Genomic DNA, 22,625 nt, shown 5'->3' with positions numbered 1-22,625 from the left:
GTCAGTTTCCGTTCTGCACGTCCAGCACCACTTGATAAAGCGCCTGAGCGCTTTCGGCACTGCGCAGGCGCTTACGCACATCTTTGTCGTCGAGCATGCTGGCGATCTGGCGCAGCAGCTCCAGGTGCTCATCGGTAGCGGCTTGCGGGACCAGCAGGACGAACAGCAGGTCAACCGGCGCGCCATCGATGGCGTCGAAATCCACGGGTGTAGCGAGGTGAATGACTGCACTGACAGGCTCGCTGCAGTCAGCAAGGCGGCAGTGGGGAATGGCAATACCGTTGCCAAAACCGGTCGAGCCCAGTTTTTCCCGGGCAACGAGGCTTGCGAATACTGTATCCGAGACCATGCCCGGCACTTCACGGCCGATCAGGTTGGCAATTTCTTCGAGTACACGCTTTTTGCTGCCACCCGGCACGTTCACGAGGGAGCGGCCGGGGGTCAGGATATTTTCGATTCGGATCATTAAATGGGCGTTAGCGAGCGGCCGCACCTTTGAGGATGCTTTGCTGCTTTTCCTTATGCTTGAGCAATTGTCGGTCTAGCTTGTCAGTGAGCAGGTCGATGGCAGCGTACATGTCATCATGTTCAGCATTGGCAACGACCTCTCCACCATGGATGTGCAACGTGGCTTCGATCTTTTGCTTGAGCTTTTCGACCGTCATCGTGACCTGCACGTTGGTAATCTTGTCAAAATGCCCTTCGAGCTTCTTGAGCTTGAGCTCAACGTATTCACGAAGGGGTTTGGTCACTTCCAGTTGGTGTCCACTGATGTTGACTTGCATACAGCTTTCTCCTTTGCCAGTGCATAAAGAGGCAGGCATGGCGCCTGCCACTGGGACGCTGTGGCTCGGCCTGCATCACATCAGTCGCTTACGCTCACTGGAAGGGGCGATCCCGAGAGACTCACGGTACTTGGCGACTGTGCGACGGGCTACTTGAATGCCTTGTGCCTCCAGTAAACCAGCGATCTTACTATCACTCAACGGCTTTTTCTGATTTTCCGCCGCAACCAGTTTTTTGATGATTGCGCGAATTGCCGTGGACGAGCATTCTCCGCCCTCGGAGGTGCTCACATGGCTTGAGAAGAAGTATTTCAGCTCGTAAATGCCACGTGGGGTGTGCATGAATTTCTGCGTGGTCACCCGCGAGATAGTCGATTCGTGCATGCCAACTGCCTCGGCAATGTCGTGCAGGACGAGCGGCTTCATGGCCTCGTCGCCGTACTCGAGGAAACCGCGCTGGTGTTCGACGATCTGCGTGGCGACCTTCATCAGTGTTTCGTTGCGGCTTTGCAGGCTTTTAATGAACCAGCGCGCTTCCTGCAACTGATTGCGCATGAAGGTGTTGTCTGCGCTGGTGTCAGCGCGCCGCACGAAGCCCGCGTATTGCGGATTGACCCGCAGGCGTGGCACCGACTCCTGATTGAGTTCGACCAGCCAGCGTTCGTTGTCCTTGCGCACGATCACGTCCGGAATGACGTATTCGGCTTCGGTGGATTCGATCTGCGAGCCTGGACGCGGGTTGAGGCTTTGCACCAGCTCGATGACCTGGCGCAGCTCGTCTTCCTTGAGCTTCATGCGCCGCATCAGCTGGCCGTAGTCGCGGCTTCCGAGCAGATCGATGTAGTCGCTGACCAGGCGCTGTGCTTCTGTCAGCCACGGCGTTTTCGCTGGCAGCTGGCGCAGTTGCAGCAGCAGGCATTCGCTCAGATTGCGAGCACCGATGCCGGCAGGTTCGAACTGCTGGATGCGATGCAGTACGGCTTCGATCTCGTCGAGCTCGATGTCCAGCTCAGGGTCGAACGACTCGAGAATCTCATCGAGCGTCTCGTCGAGGTAGCCCTGATTGTTGATGCAGTCGATCAGCGTGACCGCCACCAGACGGTCCTTGTCGGACATCGGCGCAACATTCAACTGCCACAGCAGGTGGCTTTGCAGGCTTTCACCGGCGGAGGTGCGTGTGGTGAAGTCCCACTCGTCGTCATCGTTGCTTGGCAGGCTGCTGGCGCTGGTCTGGTAGATGTCTTCCCATGCGGTATCGACGGGCAGCTCGTTGGGAATGCGCTCGTTCCATTCACCGTCTTCAAGATTGTCCACGGTAGGCGCGGATTCCTGATAGGTCGGTTCCTGAACGTCGGGGTTGGGCTTTTGTTCGATGTTGTCGGCAAGCGGGTCGGAGTTGTCGAAGTCGTCGCCTTCTTCCTGCCGCTCCAGCATAGGATTTGACTCCAGCGCTTCCTGGATCTCCTGCTGAAGATCCAGAGTTGAAAGCTGAAGTAAGCGGATTGCCTGTTGCAGCTGCGGTGTCATCGTCAGCTGCTGGCCCATTCTCAAGACTAGCGATGGTTTCATGGCAGGGGCTAAACACCTTATTCGCCGGCGCGCATGCGCCATCTACTACAGGCGCCGTGGCGCCAAATTAAGCAAATTATATGCCTGAAACCTGTGCATTTGCCTAGAGTGATATGACAAATAAAATGTTGTCAATACACTGCGTAGGCATCAATCGGCTGCGAAGCGCAAAGGGGCAGACGATTAAAGGCGGAACTCGTGGCCGAGGTAGACCTCTTTCACCAGCTGGTTCGCCAGAATGGTCTCGGAGTCGCCTTCCGCAATCAGCTGTCCATCGTTAACGATGTAGGCCGTTTCGCAGATATCCAGTGTTTCCCGGACGTTGTGGTCGGTGATCAGCACACCGATACCCTTGGCCTTGAGATGGTGAATGATCTGCTTGATGTCGCCTACCGAAATAGGGTCGACACCTGCGAATGGTTCATCCAGCAGGATGAATTTCGGCGCGGTGGCCAGGGCTCGGGCGATTTCCACACGGCGACGTTCACCACCCGACAGGCTCATGCCCAGGTTGTCGCGGATATGGGTGATGTGGAACTCCTGCAGAAGGCTTTCCAGTTCCTTGCGACGTGCACCGGCGTCGAGCTCCTTGCGGGTCTCGAGAATCGCCATGATGTTGTCGGACACCGAGAGCTTGCGGAAGATCGAGGCTTCCTGTGGCAGGTAGCCGATACCCGCGCGGGCGCGACCGTGCATGGGTTGATGGCTGACATCCAGATCGTCAATCAGCACACGACCCTGATCAGCCTGGACCAGACCCACGATCATGTAGAAGCAGGTGGTCTTGCCGGCGCCGTTCGGGCCCAGCAGGCCGACGATCTGGCCGCTGTCGATGGAGATGCTCACATCGCGCACGACCTGCCGGCTTTTGTAGCTTTTAGCCAGATGCTGGGCTTTGAGCGTCGCCATTTACTGGGCCTTCTGAGGTTGATCGGTTTTCTTTTTCGGCTGGATGACCATGTCGATACGCGGACGTGGTGTGGTCACCTTGGCGCCGCCATTGGCCCGACCGGCGCTGACGACCTGTCTGACCGTGTCGTAGACGATTTTCTCGCCTTCCGAGGTGTTGCCATCATTGATGACCTTGGCCTTGTCGATCAGGACGATACGGTCCTGGCCGGCGTAATACTGAATGGTGACGGCATAGGCCTGCACGATCGGCTTGTCCACGGCAGGCTTCTGCTCGTAGTAGGCCAGATTGCCGACCGAGGTGAATACGTCGACTTCGCCCTGGGCATTACGCGTGATCGTCACGGTGTTGCCCGTGATTTTCATCGAGCCCTGAGTGATGATGACATTGCCCTTGTAAGTCGCCACGCCTTTCTTGTCATCGAGCTGAGCATCGTCAGACTGGATGTGGATAGGCTGATCTCGGTCGGTTGGCAGGGACCAGGCGCTCGCGCTTCCCAGTGCTGCGCCCAGGCCGAGCAATAAAGGAAGAGTTTTAACGAGCCTCATACTGTCCTCTTACGTTGGACAGCAGGTCCATCCTGCTGTCTTTCAAATACGCTTTCATTCCCTTGGCCGTAGTGACACCGCCCGCGCCGTCGATTCTAACGTCTTGGTCGGTCTCCGCATATTCCTTCTGAGGAAATACGGTCATGCGACTGCTGGTAATAATGGTCGTACGCTGTTTTTCATCGGTGCGCTCAACACGAACGGAATCCATCAGCTCGACCTGATCGCCCCCGGACGAAACTTCACCTCGTTTGCTTTGCACGTGCCACGGAAATGCTCCGCCGCGGTACATGTTCAGATTGGGTGTCGTCAGCAGGCTCACATCTGTGGCCTTCACATGCTCGACCTTGTCGGATGTCATGTCGTACTGAAGTGTGCCATCTGGCAGATACTGCACGCTGCGAGTATTGACCGCATAGTAGTCGATCGCCGTGTCGTCAATCGACGCATCAGGCTGGTCCATGAAGCTTTCCGGGCTGATGTTCCAGTAGCCGACCGCTGCCAGTAGCAGCGCCAGTACCCCGAGAAGCAGGAACTTGCGAATTTTTTTAGTGAACATAATGGCTTCTATAAATAGGCGGAGTGAGCCGCTTCAAGGTTGCCTTGCGCACTCAGAATCAGTTCGCAGAATTCGCGCGCTGCGCCTTCGCCGCCTCGCGCCCTGGTTATCCCGTGTGCATGCTCGCGTACAAAGCTGGCACCATTGGCCACTGCCATGCCCAGACCGACGCGTCTGATGACGGGCAAGTCTGGCAGATCATCACCCAGATAGGCGACCTGTTCGTAACTCAAATTGAGTTCTGCCAGCAACTTGTCCAGCACTACCAGTTTGTCTTCACGCCCCTGGAACAGGTGTTCAATGCCCAGGCTCTTTGCCCGGCGCTCGACTATCGCGGTCTTGCGGCCACTGATGATCGCCGTGGTGACGCCCGAAGCTATCAGCATTTTAATGCCTTGGCCGTCGAGGGTATTGAATGTCTTGATCTCGCTGCCGTCTTCCATGAAGTAAAGGCGGCCATCGGTCAGCACGCCATCGACGTCGAAGACTGCCAGCTTGATGGCCTTGCCGCGTTGCATGAGATCCTGGGTCATTATTTCGGTTTCCATTACATGACGCCTGCGCGCAGGAGATCCTGCAGGTTGAATGCGCCAACCGGCCGGTCGTTCTGGTCTACGACAACAAGCGCACTGATTTTGTTGTCCTCCATGATTTTCAGCGCCTCGGCGGCGAGCATCTCGGCATGGGCGGTCTTGCCATGAAGCGTCATGACCTCATCGATGATGGTCTGGCGGATATCGACAGGGCGGTCCAGCGTCCGGCGCAAGTCACCGTCCGTGAAGATGCCGGCCAGGGTGCCATCGGCTTCGACGATGGCGGTCATGCCCAGACCTTTACGAGTCATTTCAAGCAGTGCGTCGCGCAGCAGGGTACCGCGTTGCACGCTGGGCAGTGATTCGCCGGAGTGCATCACATTCTCGACCTTGAGCAGCAGGCGACGACCCAATGCGCCGCCCGGATGGGAGAATGCGAAATCTTCGGCGGTGAAACCGCGGGCGTCGAGCAGCGCTACGGCGAGGGCGTCGCCCATGACCAGTGCGGCGGTTGTCGAGGACGTCGGTGCCAGGTTGAGCGGGCAGGCCTCATGCACGACATGCGCGTTGAGGTTGATGTCGGCAGCCTTGGCCAGAATGGACTCGGGGTCGCCGGTCAGGCTGATCATCTTTATGCCCAGGCGCTTGATCAGTGGCAGCAGGGTGACGATTTCGTTGGTGCTGCCAGAGTTCGACAAGGCCAGGATGATGTCGTCACGGGTGATCATGCCCATGTCGCCATGGCTGGCTTCGGCCGGATGCACGAAAAAAGAGGTGGTGCCCGTGCTCGCCAGCGTGGCAGCGATCTTGTTGCCGATATGTCCGGACTTGCCCATGCCGACCACGACCACGCGCCCTTTGCTGGCAAGGATCATTTCGCACGCGCGCACGAAATCGCCGTCAAGACGTTCAAGCAAGCCTTGCATGGCTTCTATCTCAAGGCGAATGGTGCGTTGCGCCGATTGGATCAGGTCACTGGATTGGTTCATGTCTGGAAAGGGTCAGCCTGCTGAAAGGCGGCGATTATAGCGGTAATGAACGATTCCCTCACGTCTGATCGTCGTTGTGTTGTTTTTAAACGAATTTCCTACGTACCTGCGGGTCTGTATTCAAGCCTGTGGCCATAACATTGTGGTACAGAATAATTCAGCGAATACCTGAACCGCTCGGTTCTCTTCTTGGGGGCGGGTGGCTGCGGTGATATAGTTCGCGGCCTGTTCGGCACGCCTGGACAGCCTGTCGGTGTTCAAAAACCGACGGCTCAAGGCGGAAGCTGTATCGCAAGGAGTTTAGATGAGTCCTGATGACGCCTATGCGGTCGAGTTGAAAGGTGTGTCTTTCAAACGCGGTGCGCGCAGCATTTTCAATAACGTTGATATTCGTATTCCGCGCGGCAAGGTTACCGGGATCATGGGGCCGTCAGGTTGCGGCAAGACCACCCTGTTGCGCCTGATGGGTGCCCAGTTGCGCCCGAGCGAGGGGCAGGTGTGGGTCAATGGCCAGAATCTGCCGGAGCTGTCGCGCAGTGATCTGTTCGATGCCCGCAAGCAGATGGGCGTTTTGTTTCAGAGCGGTGCACTGTTTACCGATCTGGATGTTTTCGAAAACGTCGCCTTTCCCCTGCGCGTGCACACCGAGCTGCCGGAAGAAATGATCCGCGACATCGTTCTGCTCAAGCTTCAGGCCGTGGGCCTGCGCGGCGCGGTGGAACTGATGCCGGACGAATTATCGGGCGGCATGAAGCGTCGTGTCGCGCTGGCGCGCGCAATCGCTCTCGATCCGCAGATTCTCATGTATGACGAGCCCTTTGTCGGGCAGGACCCTATTGCGATGGGGGTGCTGGTGCGTCTGATCCGGCTGCTTAACGACGCACTGGGTATCACCAGCATCGTGGTGTCCCATGACCTCAGCGAGACTGCGAGCATTGCCGACTATCTATATGTCGTCGGCGACGGGCAGGTGCTGGGGCAGGGTACGCCGCAGGAACTGATGTCCTCGGACAATCCACGTATTCGTCAATTCATGACCGGCGAGCCGGACGGCCCTGTACCGTTCCACTATCCGGCGCCGGATTTTCGCGAAGATCTATTGGGGAAGCGCTGATGCGCAATAAGTCACTGATGGACCGGGTCAGCCTGCTGGGGCGTTCGGCCATTGATATTGTTACTGTTCTGGGGCGTTCCGGTCTGTTTCTGGTGCACGCCCTGCTCGGTCGCGGCGGTGCGGGCAGCAGTTTTCAATTGCTGGTCAGGCAGCTGTATTCGGTGGGGGTCATGTCGCTGGTCATCATTGTGGTGTCCGGCATGTTCATCGGCATGGTACTGGCGTTGCAGGGCTTCAGCATCCTGACCAAATACGGTTCGGAGCAGGCGGTCGGCCAGATGGTTGCCCTGACCCTGCTGCGTGAACTCGGTCCTGTGGTGACGGCCTTGCTGTTCGCAGGTCGTGCCGGGTCTGCATTGACCGCCGAGATCGGCAACATGAAATCCACCGAGCAGCTGTCAAGCCTTGAAATGATCGGTGTCGATCCACTCAAGTACATCGTTGCGCCGCGTCTGTGGGCCGGCTTCATCTCGTTGCCGATTCTGGCGATGATTTTCAGCGTGGTCGGTATCTGGGGGGCTTCCTGGGTGGCGATCGATTGGCTCGGAGTCTATGACGGTTCTTTCTGGTCGAACATGCAGAACAGCGTTTCTTTCACGAACGATGTGCTCAATGGGGTGATCAAAAGCGTCGTATTTGCCTTCGTGGTGACATGGATTGCCGTTTTCCAGGGTTACGATTGCGAGCCTACTTCCGAGGGGATCAGTCGCGCGACGACCAGAACCGTCGTATACGCCTCGTTGGCCGTGCTGGGACTGGACTTTATTTTGACCGCTTTGATGTTTGGAGATTTCTGATGCAAAACCGTGCCATCGAAACCGGAGTCGGTCTGTTCCTGCTGGCGGGGATACTGGCTCTGCTCCTGCTGGCCCTGCGAGTCAGTGGTCTGAGCACGAGCGCGAGCACCGACACTTATAAACTTTATGCCTACTTCGACAATATTGCCGGTTTGACTGTCAGAGCCAAGGTAAGCATGGCTGGCGTCACGATCGGCAAGGTGACGGCGATCGATCTGGATCGCGATACCTTTACCGGTCGCGTCACGCTGGAGATTCAGAAGAAGGTCGATAACCTGCCTTCGGACTCGACTGCGTCGATTCTGACTGCCGGTTTGCTGGGTGAAAAATACATCGGTCTGAGCGTCGGTGGCGATGACAAGCTGCTCAAGGATGGCGGGACTATCCATGACACGCAGTCGTCGCTGGTGCTGGAAGACCTGATCGGAAAATTCCTGCTCAATACTGTTAGTAAAGATGCCAAGTGAGGAGCTTCAAATGATCTCTATTCTGCGCCGTGGCCTGCTGGTATTGCTGGCCACTCTGCCAATGCTGGCGAATGCCGCGGCGACCCCGTCGGCTCATGACCTGGTGGAGCGCACCACCAAGGAACTGTTGAGTGACCTGGCGACCAATCGCGAGCAGTACAAAGCCAACCCAAGCGCGTTCTATGATGCACTGAACCGCATTGTCGGTCCTGTCGTGGATGCCGATGGCATTTCCAAAAGCATCATGACCGTGAAGTACTCCCGCAAGGCGAGCCCTGAACAGGTGAAGCGTTTCGAGGAAAACTTCAAGCGCAGCCTGATGCAGTTCTACGGCAATGCCTTGCTTGAATTCAACAACCAGGGCATCACCGTCGCACCTGCCAAGGACGAAGGCGATGACCGCACCAGCGTTGACATGCAGGTCAAGGGCAATAACGGCGCGATCTATCCGGTTTCCTACACGCTGGTCAAGCTGAACGGCGAGTGGAAAGTGCGTAACGTTGTCATCAACGGTATCAATATCGGCAAGCTGTTCCGTGATCAGTTCGCCGATGCCATGCAGCGCAACGGCAACAACCTGGATACCACCATCAACAACTGGGCTGGCGAAGTGGCCAAGACCAAATCTACCGTTGATGCCACGCAGAAGCCGGTGCAATGACCGAATCTGCCGTCCGCCTCGTCGGGCCGGGTGAGCTCAGGCTGATCGGTGTGCTGGATTACCGTACAGGGCCGCAACTGCGCAAGCAGGGTGCGGCGTTGATCAAGTCCGGTGATCTGGCAGACCTCACGCTTGACTGCTCGGGTGTCGAGAAGTCCAGCAGCGTCGGCCTGGCCTTGTTGCTGGCGTTCATGCGCGACGCCCGGGATGCGGGCAAGTCGATGACCATCCGCGCACTCCCCGAAGACATGCGCCAGATAGCTCGCGTATCAGGTTTGACCGAGCTGCTGGACGCCCACTGAAAGGCATCATCGAAAAAGCCCTTTATCCGGGACCTGCTTGTCGGGCTTCGCATAACATGGGCTTTTTTGTATGATGCCAGACCCGCGCGCGTACAGCGCCGATCGAGGTTAAGCATGCAGGCCGTAGAAGTTAAAAGCTTCCTTGAAGGAAAGCTGCCGGAAATCAAAGTGGAAGTCGAAGGCGAAGGCTGCAACTTCCAGTTGAACATCATCAGCGACGAGTTGGTCGGCCTGAGCCCGGTCAAACGTCAGCAACAGATTTATACCCATCTGAACCCCTGGATTGCCGATGGCAGCATCCACGCGGTGACCATGAAATTTTTCAGCCGCGCTGCATGGGCCGAGCGTTCCTGAGCCAATTGGTGTCGAGACTCTAATGGATAAATTGATTATTACCGGCGGCGTTCGTCTTGATGGCGAAATTCGCATTTCCGGGGCAAAGAACTCTGCCCTGCCGATCCTTGCCGCCACGTTGCTGGCGGACGGACCCGTCACCGTTCAGAACCTGCCGCACCTGCACGACATCACGACCATGATCGAGCTGTTCGGTCGCATGGGCATCGAGCCTGTCATCGATGAAAAGCTCAGTGTCGAAATCGATCCGCGCACCATCAAGACCCTGGTCGCCCCGTACGAACTGGTGAAAACCATGCGTGCGTCGATTCTGGTGCTGGGCCCGATGGTCGCTCGATTCGGTGAGGCCGAAGTGGCTCTGCCAGGCGGCTGTGCCATCGGTTCGCGTCCGGTCGACCTGCACATCCGTGGTCTTGAAGCCATGGGCGCGATCATCGACGTCGAAGGTGGCTACATCAAGGCCAAGGCACCCGAGGGTGGCTTGCGCGGTGCCAACTTCTTCTTCGATACCGTGAGCGTGACCGGTACTGAGAACATCATGATGGCAGCCAGCCTCGCCAACGGTCGCAGCGTGCTGCAGAACGCCGCACGCGAGCCCGAGGTTGTCGATCTGGCCAACTTCCTGATCGCAATGGGGGCCAAGATTCACGGTGCAGGCACCGACACCATCACCATCGATGGCGTCAAGCGTCTGGGCCCGGCCACTTACAAGGTCATGCCTGACCGTATCGAGACCGGCACCTACCTGGTGGCCGCTGCTGTTACCGGCGGTCGCGTCAAGGTCAAGGACACCGATCCGACCATCCTCGAAGCTGTGCTGCTCAAGCTTCAGGAGGCAGGTGCTGAAGTCACGACCGGTGAAGACTGGATCGAGCTGAACATGCACGGCAAGCGTCCAAAGGCGGTCAATGTGCGTACCGCGCCTTACCCGGCGTTCCCGACCGACATGCAGGCGCAGTTCATTTCGCTCAACGCGATTGCCGAAGGCACGGGGGCGGTCATCGAGACCATCTTCGAAAACCGCTTCATGCACGTGTATGAAATGCACCGCATGGGTGCTCAGATTCAGGTTGAAGGCAACACCGCCATTGTCACCGGCACCGAAGTACTCAAGGGCGCGCCAGTCATGGCGACCGACCTGCGTGCATCGGCCAGTCTGGTGATCTCGGCGCTGGTCGCTCAGGGCGACACGCTGATCGACCGCATCTACCACATAGACCGTGGTTACGAGTGCATCGAAGAGAAGCTGCAAATGCTGGGTGCCAAGATCCGCCGCGTTCCGGGCTAGCAGCAGGCGGCCCTGATGCCGCTGGCATCGGGGCCGCCTGTTCTGTCGCGGGTGTGATTTCTGATTCGTTTCACTTCAGGTCAACAGGCCTGAGGGTTGTCATGCGCCGCTTGCGTCGTGACAAAAGTTTCCTGATAAGGACTTACGTTTCCCATGTTGACCATCGCACTGTCCAAGGGCCGCATTCTTGATGACACCCTGCCGCTTCTCGCTGAAGCGGGCATCGTGCCGACCGAGAATCCGGACAAGAGCCGCAAGCTCATCATCCCCACGACTCAGGCCGATGTGCGCCTGCTGATCGTGCGTGCCACCGACGTGCCGACCTATGTCGAGCATGGTGCCGCCGATCTGGGTGTCGCGGGCAAGGATGTGTTGATGGAATACACCGGTCAGGGCCTCTATGAGCCGCTGGACCTGCAGATTGCCAAGTGCAAGCTGATGACCGCTGGCGCCATCGGTGCGGTCGAGCCCAAGGGCCGTCTGCGCGTGGCTACCAAGTTCGTCAACGTTGCCAAGCGTTACTACGCCGAGCAGGGCCGTCAGGTCGATATCATCAAGTTGTACGGCTCCATGGAGCTGGCACCGCTGATTGGCCTGGCAGACAAGATCATCGATGTGGTCGACACCGGTAACACCTTGCGCGCCAACGGCCTCGAGCCTCAGGAACTGATCGCGACCATCAGTTCGCGTCTGGTGGTCAACAAGGCCTCCATGAAGATGCAGCACGCACGCATCCAGGCCCTCATCGACACCCTGCGCAAGGCAGTGGAGTCGCGACACCGTAGCTGATCCCTTCACGCAACGTTGAGTTGCGTCCAGCTATCCGTGTCATAGCCAAATTTCTCAGGTGCCTGCGCGGATAGCTTGGTAGCTTTAGGCTCCTGAGCATCCGCCAATTATTGAGGCCCCGCTATGACCACTCCCACTGCAATTCGCCGACTCGACGCTGCTGACCCGGATTTCGCACGACATCTGGATCATCTGCTGAGCTGGGAAAGTGTGTCTGACGATTCGGTCAACCAGCGCGTGCTCGACATCATCAAGGCGGTGCGTGAGCGGGGCGACGCGGCGCTGGTCGAGTTCACCCAGAAGTTCGACGGGCTACAGGTTGCGTCGATGGCCGACCTGATCCTGCCTCGCCAGCGCCTGGAGCTGGCGTTGACGCGCATTACCCCGGTTCAGCGCGAAGCCCTGGAAAAGGCCGCCGAGCGTGTACGCAGCTACCACGAAAAGCAGAAGCAGGATTCCTGGAGCTACACCGAGGCCGACGGCACGGTGCTGGGCCAGAAGGTCACGCCATTGGACCGCGCAGGCCTGTACGTGCCGGGTGGCAAGGCTTCCTACCCGTCTTCGGTATTGATGAACGCTATACCGGCCAAGGTGGCAGGCGTGACCGAAGTGGTCATGGTCGTGCCGACGCCGCGTGGTGAAATCAACGAGCTGGTGCTGGCCGCTGCCTGTATTGCAGGGGTTGACCGGGTGTTCACCATCGGCGGGGCGCAAGCTGTTGCCGCGCTGGCGTACGGCACTGAAAGCGTGCCGAAAGTCGACAAGGTGGTCGGTCCTGGCAACATTTACGTGGCGACCGCCAAGCGTCATGTGTTCGGTCAGGTGGGGATCGACATGATCGCCGGTCCTTCAGAAATTCTGGTGGTGTGTGACGGCCAGACCGATCCTGACTGGATTGCCATGGACCTGTTCTCCCAGGCCGAGCACGACGAAGACGCCCAAGCCATTCTGGTCAGTCCGGATGCCGAATTTCTCGACAAGGTCGCCGCCAGCATCACCCGTCTGCTACCGACCATGGAGCGGGCGGCCATCGTCGAAACGTCGATCAATGGTCGCGGTGCGCTGATAAAGGTGGCTGACATGACCCAGGCCATCGAAGTCGCCAATCGCATTGCGCCCGAGCACCTTGAACTGTCGGTCGCCGATCCGGAAGCCTGGCTGCCGCAGATCCGCCATGCGGGTGCGATCTTCATGGGGCGCCACACCTCCGAAGCACTGGGCGACTACTGCGCAGGTCCCAACCATGTGTTGCCGACCTCTGGTACGGCGCGTTTCTCTTCGCCGCTGGGCGTCTACGATTTCCAGAAGCGCTCGTCGATCATCTATTGCTCGCCGCAAGGTGCGTCCGAGCTGGGCAAGACAGCGTCCGTGCTGGCTCGTGGCGAATCCCTGAGCGGCCACGCGCGCAGTGCCGAATATCGAATCACTGACCCTGACTGGAAAGCAGGCAACACAGAGGACGGCAAATAATGAGCAAATTCTGGAGCCCTTTTGTCAGCGATCTGGTGCCTTATGTGCCGGGCGAACAGCCGAAGCTGACCCGACTGGTCAAGCTTAATACCAATGAAAACCCGTATGGCCCTTCGCCAAAGGCCATCGACGCCATGCGCGCTGCGCTGACCGACGACTTGCGTCTGTACCCGGACCCCAACAGCGATCTGCTCAAGCACGCTGTCGCTGATTACTACAAGGTGCAGCCCAATCAGGTGTTCCTGGGCAATGGCTCGGATGAAGTGCTGGCGCACATTTTCCACGCTTTGTTTCAGCACGATGCTCCGCTTCTGTTCCCGGATATCAGCTACAGCTTCTATCCGGTGTATTGCGGCCTGTATGGCATCGACTATGAAACGGTCCCGCTGGATGAGCAGTTCCAGATCCGTGCTGCGGACTATGCCAAGCCGAATGCCGGGATCATCTTCCCCAACCCGAATGCGCCGACGGGTTGCCTGCTCGGTCTGGACAAGGTCGAGCAGATCATCAAGGCCAGCCCGGATTCGGTGGTGGTCGTCGATGAAGCGTATATCGACTTTGGTGGCGAGACAGCCATTACACTGATCGACCGTTACCCGAACCTGCTGGTCACTCAGACCCTGTCCAAGTCGCGCTCGCTGGCCGGTCTGCGCGTCGGCCTGGCGGTGGGGCATCCTGACCTGATCGAGGCGCTGGAGCGAGTCAAGAACAGCTTCAACTCCTACCCGCTGGATCGCATGGCCAACGTGGGAGGGGCAGCGGCTTTCGAGGATCGCGAGCACTTCGAGACGACCCGCAACAAGGTCATCGAAAGCCGCGAGGCGCTGGTCGAGCAGTTGCAGGGCAAGGGCTTTGAAGTGCTGCCATCGGCAGCCAACTTCATCTTCGCTCGCCACCCGCAACACGATGCCGCAGCACTGGCCGCCAAACTGCGCGAGCAGGGCGTTATCGTCCGCCACTTCAAACAGCAGCGAATCGCCCAGTTCCTGCGTATCAGCATCGGCACGCCAGAGCAGCATCAGGCGTTGCTGGAAGGTCTGGGCGACATCTGAGACGCGGATCGGTCAGCCCGAAAACGGGCTGACCTTGCGCTGCCACAGCATCATCGATGCCGCAGAGCATCCGCATGGCCTGGAAACACCGCCGACCTATGTGAGTAATCCAAACGGCTCGAAAACACCCCGGACCTGTGTGGGAGCGAGCTTGCTCGCGAAGAGGCCCGTTCAGCCTCTGAAACTCCATTGATCAGGTAATCCGCCTTCGCGAGCAAGCTCGCTTCCACAAGATCATCGCTGCCGCAGAGCATCTACATTGCTTGAAACACTTCGGACCTGTGTGAGTGTCTCGCATGGCTTGAAAACACTCCGGATCTGTGTGGGAGCGAGCTTGCGCTCGCGAAGAGGCCCGTTCAGCCTCTGAAACTCCATTGATCAGGTAATCCGCCTTCGCGAGCAAGCTCGCTCCCACAAGATCTCGCTGCCGCAGAGCATCCACATGGCTTGAAACAGCCCGGATCTGTGTGAGTGTCTCGCATGGCTTGAAAACACTCCGGACCTGTGGGAGCGAGCTTGCTCGCGAAAGGGTCTGCACAAGCGCCGAAAATGCATCGACTGAAACACCGTATTCGCGAGCAAGCTCGCCCCCCACGCCCTTCGGGCAGAAGCCCGGACGCCCTTTATTCCCGGCGTCACAGATCTGTGCTGTACCGCACTTTCAGGTAATGGCGCATCACTCCGGCGCTGCGGCGGGTGTCGGGGCGGGTGGTGGGCGTAGGCCGACTTCGGCGCTCAAGCGCATCTCCTTGCCGTTGCGCATCACGTCGATAGCAATCTTGTCCTTGGGTTTGGTGCGCGCCACCTGGTTCATCGAGCGACGACCATCGCCGGCAGGTTCGCCATTGATGCTCAGGATCACGTCGCCCAGTTGCAGGCCGGCTTTCTGCGCCGGTCCGTCGCGGAAGATGCCGGCCACAACGATACCTGGACGATCCTTCAGCCCGAAGGATTCGGCCAGTTCCTGGGTCAGGGGTTGAACTTCGATGCCCAGCCAGCCACGAATGACCTGACCGTGCTCGATGATCGACTTCATGACATCCATTGCCAATTTGGTCGGAATAGCGAAGCCGATGCCCTGGGAGCCGCCGGACTTGGAAAAAATCGCGGTATTGATACCGATCAGATTGCCGCTGGCGTCTACCAGCGCACCGCCCGAGTTACCCGGGTTGATGGCCGCATCGGTCTGAATGAAGTCTTCATAAGTGTTGAGGCCCAATTGATTGCGCCCGGTGGCACTGATGATCCCCATGGTCACGGTCTGGCCGACCCCGAACGGGTTGCCGATCGCCAGCGCAACATCGCCGATGCGGATGCTGTCAGAGCGCGCGATGGTAATCGCGGGCAGGTTTTTCAAATCGATCTTGAGCACCGCCAGGTCGGTTTCCGGGTCATTGCCGATGACCCGGGCAATGGTTTCGCGGCCGTCTTTTAGCGCTACCACGATCTGGTCAGCGCCAGTGGTGACGTGGTTGTTGGTCAGTATGTAGCCTTCAGGGCTCATCATCACGCCAGAACCCAGGCTCGATTCCATACGCTTCTGCTTGGGCGTGTTGTCGCCGAAGAAGCGGCGGAACTGCGGGTCTTCGAAAAGCGGATTGTTGCCCTTGTTGACCATCTTGGTGGTATAGAGGTTGACCACCGCGGGCGCTGCGGCAATGACCGCGTCGGCATAGGAAGACGGACCTTGCATGACGTTGGTGGTCTGTGGGGCCTGTTGCAGATTGACATCCAGGCTCGGCAGACCGACCCACTGCGGATAGCGCTGAATAATCAGCATGGCGATAAGCACGCCAGCCAGCAATGGCCAGCCGAAAAAACGCAGTGCCTTGAACATTTAACAAGTCCTGATGGTTGCGGGCGCAGAAAGTTTTGCCACGGGTGCGCCATAATGGCGGGCATTATACGAGTACAACGCAGCTCTGAACTGCATATTTAGGAGTCTTTTATGGCTGTTGCCCTGAGCACCCTGGTCGAAGAAGCCGACCGCTATCTGAACAGTGCCCGGATTCAGGATTACTGCCCCAATGGCCTGCAGGTCGAAGGGCGGCCGCAAGTCATGCGCATCGTCAGCGGCGTGACGGCCAGTCAGGCCCTGCTGGATGCGGCAGTCGATGCCCAGGCTGATCTGGTTCTGGTTCACCACGGTTATTTCTGGAAGGGCGAAAACCCGTGTGTCGTCGGCATGAAGCAGCGTCGCCTGAAGACCTTGCTCAAACACGACATCAGCCTGCTGGCCTATCACCTGCCGCTGGATGTGCATCCCGAAGTGGGCAACAACGTGCAACTGGCGCGTCAACTGGACATCACGGTCGAAGGCCCTCTGGACCCTGAAAACCCGCGTGTGGTCGGGTTGATCGGCTCGTTGTCCGAGCCCATGACTGCGCGGGATTTTGCCCGTCGCGTGCAGGATGCGCTGGGGCGTGAGCCATTGCTCATCGAAGGCAGTCAGATGATTCGCCGTGTCGGCTGGTGCACGGGCGGTGGTCAGAACTACATTGATCAGGCAGTGCTGGAAGGCGTCGATCTGTTCCTCAGTGGCGAAGCGTCAGAGCAGACGTTCCATAGCGCACGCGAGAATGACATCAGCTTCATTGCGGCCGGTCATCATGCCACCGAGCGCTATGGCGTGCAGGCGCTGGGCGATTATCTGGCGCGACGGTTTGCGCTTGAGCATATCTTCATCGACTGCCCGAACCCGATTTGAACGATCAAACAGCAGGGCATATGCATAGATCGTTTCGATCTAGCTGCGTCGCTGATTAGCGATATCACGCATGTTAAAGTGCCCGGCTCGAATACGGCCCGCTGGCCGCCCCGGGGTTTCCCGGTCCATAACGAACGCAATCCGTGAGTAGCCATGGTTGACAAACTGACGCATCTGAAACAGCTGGAGGCGGAAAGCATCCACATCATCCGCGAGGTCGCCGCCGAGTTCGATAACCCGGTGATGCTGTACTCGATCGGCAAGGATTCGGCCGTGATGCTGCACCTGGCGCGCAAGGCATTCTTCCCCGGTAAACTGCCATTCCCGGTCATGCACGTCGATACGCGCTGGAAATTCCAGGAGATGTATCGCTTCCGCGACCAGATGGTCGAGGAAATGGGGCTGGACCTGATCACCCACATCAACCCCGATGGCGTGGCACAGGGCATCAACCCGTTCACCCACGGCAGCGCCAAACACACCGACATCATGAAGACCGAGGGCCTGAAGCAGGCGCTCGACAAGCATGGTTTCGACGCCGCCTTTGGCGGTGCCCGACGCGATGAAGAAAAGTCCCGGGCCAAGGAACGCGTCTACTCGTTTCGCGACAGCAAGCACCGCTGGGACCCGAAAAACCAGCGTCCCGAGCTGTGGAATGTCTACAACGGCAACGTCAACAAAGGCGAGTCGATCCGTGTGTTCCCGCTCTCCAACTGGACCGAGCTGGACATCTGGCAGTACATCTACCTCGAAGGCATCCCGATCGTGCCGCTGTATTTCGCCGCCGAGCGCGACGTCATCGAGAAGAACGGCACGCTGATCATGATCGACGACGAGCGCATCCTCGAGCATCTCACCGATGAAGAGAAGTCGCGCATCGTCAAGAAAAAGGTCCGTTTCCGCACCCTCGGCTGCTACCCGCTGACCGGTGCTGTCGAGTCCGAAGCGACCAGCCTGACCGACATCATTCAGGAAATGTTGCTGACGCGAACTTCCGAGCGCCAAGGCCGGGTCATTGACCATGACGGCGCTGGCTCGATGGAAGAAAAGAAACGTCAGGGTTATTTCTAAGGGGTGTCACATGTCGCATCAATCTGATTTGATCAGCGAGGACATCCTCGCCTACCTGGGCCAGCACGAACGCAAGGAAATGCTGCGCTTTCTTACCTGTGGCAACGTCGATGACGGCAAGAGCACGCTGATCGGGCGTCTGCTGCACGACTCCAAGATGATCTACGAAGATCACCTGGAAGCCATCACCCGTGACTCGAAGAAGTCCGGCACCAATGGCGATGACGTCGATCTGGCGTTGCTGGTGGATGGTCTGCAGGCCGAGCGGGAGCAGGGCATCACCATCGATGTCGCCTATCGCTATTTCTCCACGGCCAAGCGCAAGTTCATCATTGCCGATACGCCGGGCCATGAGCAGTACACCCGCAACATGGCCACCGGCGCTTCGACCTGTGACCTGGCAATCATTCTGGTGGACGCGCGCTATGGCGTGCAGACCCAGACCCGTCGTCACAGCTACATCGCTTCGCTGCTGGGCATCAAGCACATCGTCGTCGCCATCAACAAGATGGACCTCAATGGCTTTGATGAGGGCGTGTTCGAGTCGATCAAGGCCGATTACCTGAAGTTCGCCGAGGGTATCGCGTTCAAGCCGACCACCATGGCTTTTGTGCCGATGTCGGCGCTCAAGGGCGACAACGTGGTGAACAAGAGCGAGCGTTCGCCGTGGTACACCGGCCAGTCGTTGATGGAAATTCTCGAAACGGTCGAAATCGCCAGCGACCGCAACTATGCGGACCTGCGTTTCCCGGTGCAGTACGTCAACCGTCCGAACCTGAACTTCCGTGGCTTCGCCGGTACGCTGGCCAGCGGCATCGTGCACAAGGGCGACGAGATCGTCGTGCTGCCATCGGGCAAGAGCAGCCGTGTGAAGTCCATCGTCACCTTTGAAGGTGAGCTGGAGCAGGCCGGGCCGGGCCAGGCAGTGACGCTGACCATGGAAGACGAGATCGACATTTCCCGTGGTGACCTGCTGGTGCATGCCGACAACGTTCCGCAGGTCAGCGATGCGTTCGAGGCCATGCTGGTGTGGATGGCCGAAGAGCCGATGCTGCCGGGCAAGAAGTACGACATCAAGCGCGCCACCAGCTATGTGCCGGGCTCGATTGCCAGCATCACCCACCGGGTCGATGTGAACACACTGGAGGAAGGCCCTGCCAGCTCGTTGCAACTGAACGAGATCGGCCGGGTCAAGGTCAGCCTCGATGCGCCCATCGCGCTGGATGGCTACAGCAGCAACCGCACCACGGGGTCGTTCATCGTCATTGATCGTTTGACCAATGGCACCGTTGCGGCAGGCATGATCATTGCCAAGCCGGTTTCAGGTGGTGGCTCGCAGCACCATGGCGAACTGGCCCACGTCTCCACAGAGGAGCGCGCGCAGCGCTTCGGTCAGCAACCGGCCACCGTGTTGTTCAGCGGCCTGTCCGGCGCGGGCAAAAGCACGCTGGCCTATGCGGTCGAGCGCAAGCTGTTCGACATGGGCCGTGCGGTCTATGTACTGGACGGTCAGAACCTGCGTCATGACCTGAACAAGGGCTTGCCACAGGATCGTGCCGGTCGTACCGAGAACTGGAGCCGTGCTGCTCATGTGGCGCGTCAGTTCAACGAAGCCGGCCTGCTGACTCTGGCCGCATTCGTTGCCCCTGACGCCGAAGGGCGTGAGCGCGCCAAGGCGCTGATCGGCAAGGATCGTCTGCTCACGGTCTATGTGCAGGCATCGCCAGCGGTCTGCCGCGAGCGTGATCCACAGGGCCTGTATGCCGCCGACGGCGACAACATTCCTGGCGAGTCCTTCCCGTATGACGTGCCGCTGAATGCCGATCTGGTGATCGACACGCAGACACTCAACGTCGAAGAAAGCGTCAGGCAGGTGCTGGATCTGCTGCGCAGCCGCGGCGCGATCTGATTCATAGCCTCTAGCAAGGGGCTTACATCTGCAGGGGATTGCAGTGTCGATCCCACAAAAAAGCCCGCCGCAGACAATCTCTGCGGCGGGCTTTTTGTGTGGCTGTGAAAGCTTACTTCTTCAAGCCGTAATGCTCGTCCAGCATGCCCGGGGTGTTGGGCGACTTGGGGGCGTAATCCTTGGGCGTTTCAGTGTCGCGTGGCGGGGTCAGGCGGTCGCGATGATCGCGGTGCGCATGATTGGCCTCAGGGTGCAGGGCGGCCAGCAGGCGTTGGCGGGTCAGCTCGTCGAGAGCCAGGCGGTTGGCGCCCTCGGCAAGGTGTTCCTGAACATCCTGATAGCTCTGTGAAAGCTTTTGTACCAGATTGGCCGTGCTGTTGAAGTGCGTGACTACCTCGTTCTGATAGGTGTCGAAACGCTCCTGAATGTCATCCAGCTGGCGCTGGGTGCTGTTCGGAACGGTGTTGGGCAGCAGGCGTGCCACCAGAAAACCAATGACGACACCGGCCACCAGGGCGAGCGTCGGCAACAACCAGACTAAGAGCGAGTGTTCCACGAGTCCTTCCTCTATAAACGGCTTTGCTTTACGTTAACGGCTCGAACCTGCGCTGTATACCCGCGACGTATCGTTGATATGCATGCCGCAGACAATCAGCTAGACGAGTCGACCCATTTCGAGGTCACGGAGTTCTGTTTTGCTCATGCGTGAAACCCCATTATTTATCGATGGCCCTGAGGGCCAGCTCGAAGCGCTGTATCAGGACGTCCCCGACGCCCGAGGTGTTGCACTGATCTGCCATCCTAACCCGATACAGGGCGGAACGATGCTCAATAAAGTCGTTTCGACGTTGCAGCGCACCGCACGCGATCAGGGTTTGATCACATTGCGCTTCAATTATCGCGGCGTCGGCGCCAGTGCCGGTACGTCGGTTGCCGGGCCGGGCGAGATTGATGATGCCCAGGCAGCCGCCCGATGGCTGCGGGCGCAACATCCGGATCTGCCGATGACCCTGTTCGGATTTTCCTTTGGCGGCTACGTTGCTGCAAACCTGGGTGGCAGGCTGGAAGCGCAGGGTGAAAAGCTCACGCACGTGTTTCTGGTTGCTGCTGCGGCTTCGCGGCTCGAGGATCAGAGCGTGCTGCCCCAGGCTTGCCCGCTGACGATCATTCAGCCCGAGAACGACGAAGTGATCGAGCCCGAGACCGTCTATGCATGGTCCGCCGCGTTGCAACGTCCCCATGAGCTGCTGAAAGTGGCAGAATGCGGACACTTTTTTCACGGCAAGCTGACTGATCTGAAAGATCTGCTCCTGCCGCGACTTTCCAGCTGATTGCAGCCGTATTGCATCCTATTGATAAGCGACCTGCCATGACCACTCGTATCCTGACCGGTATCACGACCACCGGCACTCCCCATCTGGGCAACTACGCGGGCGCCATTCGCCCGGCCATTGTCGCCAGCCGTCAGAGCGATTTCGACTCGTTCTACTTTCTGGCCGACTACCACGCGCTGATCAAATGCGATGACCCGCTGCGCATTCAGCGCTCGCGTCTGGAAATCGCCGCGACCTGGCTGGCAGCGGGGCTGGACGTTGATCGTGTGACCTTCTATCGCCAGTCGGACATTCCCGAAATCCCGGAACTGACCTGGCTGCTCACCTGCGTCGCGGCCAAGGGCCTGCTCAATCGCGCCCACGCCTACAAGGCGTCGGTGGACAAGAACGTGGAAAGTGGCGAAGACCCGGATGCAGGCATCACCATGGGGCTGTACAGCTACCCGGTGCTGATGGCTGCCGACATCCTGATGTTCAATGCGCATCAGGTTCCGGTAGGGCGTGATCAGATTCAGCACGTTGAAATGGCCCGCGATATAGGCCAGCGTTTCAATCACCTGTTCGGCAATGGCAAGGAGTTCTTCGTCATGCCCGAGGCATTGATCGAAGAGAGCGTAGCCACGCTGCCAGGCCTGGACGGTCGCAAGATGTCCAAGAGCTACGACAACACCATCCCGTTGTTCAGCGGTGCCAAGGACATGAAAAGCGCGATATCGCGCATCGTCACCGACTCGCGTGCGCCGGGCGAAGCGAAAGACCCGGACACCTCCCACCTGTTTACTCTGTACCAGGCGTTCTCGACGGCCGAGCAGTGCGCTGAATTCCGCTCTGACCTGTTGCAGGGCCTGGGCTGGGGCGAAGCCAAGAATCGTCTGTTCACGTTGCTGGATGCACAACTGAGCGAACCCCGTGAAAAGTATCTGGGGCTGATCGAGCGTCCTGCCGATCTCGAAGACATCCTGCTCGCTGGCGCGCAGAAAGCCCGTCGCGTCGCCACTCCGTTTCTCGAGCAATTGCGCGAGGCGGTGGGCCTGCGGTCGTTCCGTACCGTGGTGCAGAACGCCGACACCGGCAAGAAAAAGGCCAGCAAGGGCGCTCGTTTCGTCAGCTTCCGTGAAGACGACGGCAGCTTCCGTTTCCGCCTGCTGGCAGCCGATGGCGAGCAGTTGCTGTTGTCGCGCAACTTTGCCGATGGCAAGGCTGCAGGCGTGGTCAGCAAGCAGTTGCAGCAGGGCGGCGAACTGGACCTGCGCAGCGAAGACGATCGCTTCACGCTGTGGCTGGACGGCGCCTGTGTGGCGGACAGTCCGGTATTCGCCGACGCTGCCGCGCGCGACAGTGCCATCGAAACTCTCAAGCTGGCGCTCGCTCCTCAACAGGACTGATTGCCAATCCCCGGGGTCGTCGCTACAGTGAC

25 protein-coding genes are annotated in these 22,625 nt (G+C 58.8%); 15 read left to right on the top strand and 10 right to left on the bottom strand.

The genetic code is table 11. From position 1 onward, the window contains the following. Position 1 precedes the first annotated feature (1 nt). The 8 genes from ptsN to PI739_RS13950 all read right to left on the bottom strand — a co-directional run bounded on the left by ptsN (position 2) and on the right by PI739_RS13950 (position 5,893). On the bottom strand, positions 2-466 hold the full coding sequence (gene ptsN / locus PI739_RS13985; RefSeq protein WP_003364094.1) for a PTS IIA-like nitrogen regulatory protein PtsN: 465 nt from the start codon (positions 464-466) through the stop codon (positions 2-4). Positions 467-476: 10 nt separating this feature from the next. Further along, a complete protein-coding gene (hpf, locus tag PI739_RS13980) occupies positions 477-785 on the bottom strand; it encodes a ribosome hibernation-promoting factor, HPF/YfiA family (RefSeq protein ID WP_002555091.1) in 309 nt (102 codons plus the stop codon). Positions 786-860: 75 nt separating this feature from the next. Continuing rightward, on the bottom strand, positions 861-2,354 hold the full coding sequence (locus tag PI739_RS13975; protein ID WP_003364093.1) for an RNA polymerase factor sigma-54: 1,494 nt from the start codon (positions 2,352-2,354) through the stop codon (positions 861-863). A 183-nt stretch (positions 2,355-2,537) separates the two neighbouring features. Continuing rightward, positions 2,538-3,263 carry an LPS export ABC transporter ATP-binding protein gene (lptB, locus tag PI739_RS13970; RefSeq protein ID WP_002555089.1) on the bottom strand — a complete coding sequence of 242 codons (726 nt, stop codon included), beginning with the start codon at positions 3,261-3,263 and terminating at the stop codon, positions 2,538-2,540. Further along, on the bottom strand, positions 3,264-3,812 hold the full coding sequence (gene lptA / locus PI739_RS13965) for a lipopolysaccharide transport periplasmic protein LptA (protein ID WP_002555088.1): 549 nt from the start codon (positions 3,810-3,812) through the stop codon (positions 3,264-3,266). It abuts the gene before it with no gap. Continuing rightward, entirely contained in the window at positions 3,799-4,371 is a 573-nt protein-coding gene (lptC, locus tag PI739_RS13960) for an LPS export ABC transporter periplasmic protein LptC (protein ID WP_003364091.1), read from the bottom strand. Before lptC ends, lptA begins: the two co-directional genes overlap by 14 nt. An 8-nt stretch (positions 4,372-4,379) precedes the next feature. Continuing rightward, a complete protein-coding gene (locus PI739_RS13955; RefSeq protein ID WP_054082040.1) occupies positions 4,380-4,919 on the bottom strand; it encodes a KdsC family phosphatase in 540 nt (179 codons plus the stop codon). After that, positions 4,919-5,893: a KpsF/GutQ family sugar-phosphate isomerase gene (locus tag PI739_RS13950; RefSeq protein ID WP_003400250.1), complete on the bottom strand. Its 975-nt coding sequence runs from the start codon at positions 5,891-5,893 to the stop codon at positions 4,919-4,921. Before PI739_RS13950 ends, PI739_RS13955 begins: the two co-directional genes overlap by 1 nt. 304 nt (positions 5,894-6,197) lie before the next feature. Between PI739_RS13950 and PI739_RS13945 the strand changes: the two genes are divergently transcribed. The 10 genes from PI739_RS13945 to hisC all read left to right on the top strand — a co-directional run bounded on the left by PI739_RS13945 (position 6,198) and on the right by hisC (position 14,187). Next, on the top strand, positions 6,198-7,007 hold the full coding sequence (locus PI739_RS13945; RefSeq protein WP_003313589.1) for an ATP-binding cassette domain-containing protein: 810 nt from the start codon (positions 6,198-6,200) through the stop codon (positions 7,005-7,007). Then, positions 7,007-7,804, top strand: a complete 798-nt coding sequence (gene mlaE / locus PI739_RS13940) for a lipid asymmetry maintenance ABC transporter permease subunit MlaE (protein ID WP_003364085.1) — start codon at positions 7,007-7,009, stop codon at positions 7,802-7,804. The genes PI739_RS13945 and mlaE overlap by 1 nt, the downstream gene beginning before the upstream one ends. After that, entirely contained in the window at positions 7,804-8,271 is a 468-nt protein-coding gene (gene mlaD / locus PI739_RS13935; RefSeq protein ID WP_003313587.1) for an outer membrane lipid asymmetry maintenance protein MlaD, read from the top strand. Before mlaE ends, mlaD begins: the two co-directional genes overlap by 1 nt. A 10-nt stretch (positions 8,272-8,281) precedes the next feature. Beyond that, complete coding sequence (locus PI739_RS13930) at positions 8,282-8,932, top strand: MlaC/ttg2D family ABC transporter substrate-binding protein (RefSeq protein WP_003364082.1); 651 nt, start codon at positions 8,282-8,284, stop codon at positions 8,930-8,932. Then, positions 8,929-9,234 carry an STAS domain-containing protein gene (locus tag PI739_RS13925; protein WP_003431491.1) on the top strand — a complete coding sequence of 102 codons (306 nt, stop codon included), beginning with the start codon at positions 8,929-8,931 and terminating at the stop codon, positions 9,232-9,234. The genes PI739_RS13930 and PI739_RS13925 overlap by 4 nt, the downstream gene beginning before the upstream one ends. A gap of 114 nt (positions 9,235-9,348) precedes the next feature. Continuing rightward, on the top strand, positions 9,349-9,588 hold the full coding sequence (locus tag PI739_RS13920; protein WP_054078910.1) for a BolA family protein: 240 nt from the start codon (positions 9,349-9,351) through the stop codon (positions 9,586-9,588). Between the two features lie 22 nt (positions 9,589-9,610). Further along, entirely contained in the window at positions 9,611-10,876 is a 1,266-nt protein-coding gene (gene murA, locus PI739_RS13915) for a UDP-N-acetylglucosamine 1-carboxyvinyltransferase (protein WP_002555078.1), read from the top strand. Between the two features lie 153 nt (positions 10,877-11,029). After that, positions 11,030-11,665 (top strand): ATP phosphoribosyltransferase, encoded by a 636-nt coding sequence (hisG, locus tag PI739_RS13910; protein ID WP_002555077.1) that lies wholly within the window; start codon positions 11,030-11,032, stop codon positions 11,663-11,665. A 123-nt stretch (positions 11,666-11,788) separates the two neighbouring features. Next, positions 11,789-13,135, top strand: a complete 1,347-nt coding sequence (gene hisD, locus PI739_RS13905; RefSeq protein WP_003364075.1) for a histidinol dehydrogenase — start codon at positions 11,789-11,791, stop codon at positions 13,133-13,135. After that, the gene (gene hisC / locus PI739_RS13900) at positions 13,135-14,187 is read left to right on the top strand and encodes a histidinol-phosphate transaminase (RefSeq protein ID WP_054082042.1); all 1,053 of its coding nucleotides are present in this window, start codon (positions 13,135-13,137) and stop codon (positions 14,185-14,187) included. The genes hisD and hisC overlap by 1 nt, the downstream gene beginning before the upstream one ends. 676 nt (positions 14,188-14,863) lie before the next feature. Here the strand turns inward: hisC and algW are convergent. Further along, positions 14,864-16,024 carry a Do family serine endopeptidase AlgW gene (gene algW / locus PI739_RS13895; RefSeq protein ID WP_002555073.1) on the bottom strand — a complete coding sequence of 387 codons (1,161 nt, stop codon included), beginning with the start codon at positions 16,022-16,024 and terminating at the stop codon, positions 14,864-14,866. 111 nt (positions 16,025-16,135) lie between these two features. On the opposite strand from algW, the gene PI739_RS13890 reads away from it, so the two are divergent. The 3 genes from PI739_RS13890 (at position 16,136) to cysN (ending at position 19,874) form a co-directional block, all read left to right on the top strand. Continuing rightward, the gene (locus PI739_RS13890) at positions 16,136-16,894 is read left to right on the top strand and encodes a Nif3-like dinuclear metal center hexameric protein (RefSeq protein ID WP_003364071.1); all 759 of its coding nucleotides are present in this window, start codon (positions 16,136-16,138) and stop codon (positions 16,892-16,894) included. Positions 16,895-17,047: 153 nt separating this feature from the next. Then, complete coding sequence (cysD, locus tag PI739_RS13885) at positions 17,048-17,965, top strand: sulfate adenylyltransferase subunit CysD (protein ID WP_003313577.1); 918 nt, start codon at positions 17,048-17,050, stop codon at positions 17,963-17,965. 10 nt (positions 17,966-17,975) lie between these two features. Then, positions 17,976-19,874: a sulfate adenylyltransferase subunit CysN gene (gene cysN, locus PI739_RS13880; RefSeq protein WP_054082043.1), complete on the top strand. Its 1,899-nt coding sequence runs from the start codon at positions 17,976-17,978 to the stop codon at positions 19,872-19,874. Positions 19,875-19,986: 112 nt separating this feature from the next. Here the strand turns inward: cysN and PI739_RS13875 are convergent, their stop codons facing one another. Beyond that, positions 19,987-20,430, bottom strand: a complete 444-nt coding sequence (locus PI739_RS13875) for a Z-ring associated ZapG family protein (protein WP_003364066.1) — start codon at positions 20,428-20,430, stop codon at positions 19,987-19,989. A gap of 145 nt (positions 20,431-20,575) precedes the next feature. On the opposite strand from PI739_RS13875, the gene PI739_RS13870 reads away from it, so the two are divergent. Both PI739_RS13870 and PI739_RS13865 read left to right on the top strand, forming a co-directional pair. Continuing rightward, the gene (locus PI739_RS13870) at positions 20,576-21,205 is read left to right on the top strand and encodes an alpha/beta hydrolase (RefSeq protein ID WP_003364064.1); all 630 of its coding nucleotides are present in this window, start codon (positions 20,576-20,578) and stop codon (positions 21,203-21,205) included. A 38-nt stretch (positions 21,206-21,243) separates the two neighbouring features. Beyond that, a complete protein-coding gene (locus tag PI739_RS13865) occupies positions 21,244-22,593 on the top strand; it encodes a tryptophan--tRNA ligase (protein ID WP_054082044.1) in 1,350 nt (449 codons plus the stop codon). The last annotated feature ends 32 nt before the right edge of the window (positions 22,594-22,625 follow it).

The organism is Pseudomonas cerasi (assembly GCF_027983475.1).
In the GTDB taxonomy this organism is placed as follows: domain Bacteria; phylum Pseudomonadota; class Gammaproteobacteria; order Pseudomonadales; family Pseudomonadaceae; genus Aquipseudomonas; species Aquipseudomonas cerasi.
The sequence above is the reverse complement of the archived record's forward strand: the minus strand, read 5'-3'. Positions and strand labels throughout refer to the sequence as shown.

Bases quoted from the DNA above. Each gene is read 5' to 3' on its own strand.
- PI739_RS13945 (WP_003313589.1), top strand. From the start codon at position 6,198: ATGAGTCCTGATGACGCCTATGCGGTCGAGTTGAAAGGTGTGTCTTTC.
- hpf (WP_002555091.1), bottom strand. From the start codon at position 785: ATGCAAGTCAACATCAGTGGACACCAACTGGAAGTGACCAAACCCCTT.
- PI739_RS13975 (WP_003364093.1), bottom strand. From the start codon at position 2,354: ATGAAACCATCGCTAGTCTTGAGAATGGGCCAGCAGCTGACGATGACA.
- hisD (WP_003364075.1), top strand. From the start codon at position 11,789: ATGACCACTCCCACTGCAATTCGCCGACTCGACGCTGCTGACCCGGAT.
- cysD (WP_003313577.1), top strand. From the start codon at position 17,048: ATGGTTGACAAACTGACGCATCTGAAACAGCTGGAGGCGGAAAGCATC.
- PI739_RS13865 (WP_054082044.1), top strand. From the start codon at position 21,244: ATGACCACTCGTATCCTGACCGGTATCACGACCACCGGCACTCCCCAT.
- PI739_RS13950 (WP_003400250.1), bottom strand. From the start codon at position 5,893: ATGAACCAATCCAGTGACCTGATCCAATCGGCGCAACGCACCATTCGC.
- algW (WP_002555073.1), bottom strand. From the start codon at position 16,024: ATGTTCAAGGCACTGCGTTTTTTCGGCTGGCCATTGCTGGCTGGCGTG.
- cysN (WP_054082043.1), top strand. From the start codon at position 17,976: ATGTCGCATCAATCTGATTTGATCAGCGAGGACATCCTCGCCTACCTG.
- hisG (WP_002555077.1), top strand. From the start codon at position 11,030: ATGTTGACCATCGCACTGTCCAAGGGCCGCATTCTTGATGACACCCTG.
- PI739_RS13920 (WP_054078910.1), top strand. From the start codon at position 9,349: ATGCAGGCCGTAGAAGTTAAAAGCTTCCTTGAAGGAAAGCTGCCGGAA.
- murA (WP_002555078.1), top strand. From the start codon at position 9,611: ATGGATAAATTGATTATTACCGGCGGCGTTCGTCTTGATGGCGAAATT.
- PI739_RS13925 (WP_003431491.1), top strand. From the start codon at position 8,929: ATGACCGAATCTGCCGTCCGCCTCGTCGGGCCGGGTGAGCTCAGGCTG.
- lptC (WP_003364091.1), bottom strand. From the start codon at position 4,371: ATGTTCACTAAAAAAATTCGCAAGTTCCTGCTTCTCGGGGTACTGGCG.
- mlaD (WP_003313587.1), top strand. From the start codon at position 7,804: ATGCAAAACCGTGCCATCGAAACCGGAGTCGGTCTGTTCCTGCTGGCG.
- lptA (WP_002555088.1), bottom strand. From the start codon at position 3,812: ATGAGGCTCGTTAAAACTCTTCCTTTATTGCTCGGCCTGGGCGCAGCA.
- PI739_RS13870 (WP_003364064.1), top strand. From the start codon at position 20,576: ATGCGTGAAACCCCATTATTTATCGATGGCCCTGAGGGCCAGCTCGAA.
- PI739_RS13955 (WP_054082040.1), bottom strand. From the start codon at position 4,919: ATGGAAACCGAAATAATGACCCAGGATCTCATGCAACGCGGCAAGGCC.
- PI739_RS13890 (WP_003364071.1), top strand. From the start codon at position 16,136: ATGGCTGTTGCCCTGAGCACCCTGGTCGAAGAAGCCGACCGCTATCTG.
- hisC (WP_054082042.1), top strand. From the start codon at position 13,135: ATGAGCAAATTCTGGAGCCCTTTTGTCAGCGATCTGGTGCCTTATGTG.
- mlaE (WP_003364085.1), top strand. From the start codon at position 7,007: ATGCGCAATAAGTCACTGATGGACCGGGTCAGCCTGCTGGGGCGTTCG.
- PI739_RS13930 (WP_003364082.1), top strand. From the start codon at position 8,282: ATGATCTCTATTCTGCGCCGTGGCCTGCTGGTATTGCTGGCCACTCTG.
- ptsN (WP_003364094.1), bottom strand. From the start codon at position 466: ATGATCCGAATCGAAAATATCCTGACCCCCGGCCGCTCCCTCGTGAAC.
- lptB (WP_002555089.1), bottom strand. From the start codon at position 3,263: ATGGCGACGCTCAAAGCCCAGCATCTGGCTAAAAGCTACAAAAGCCGG.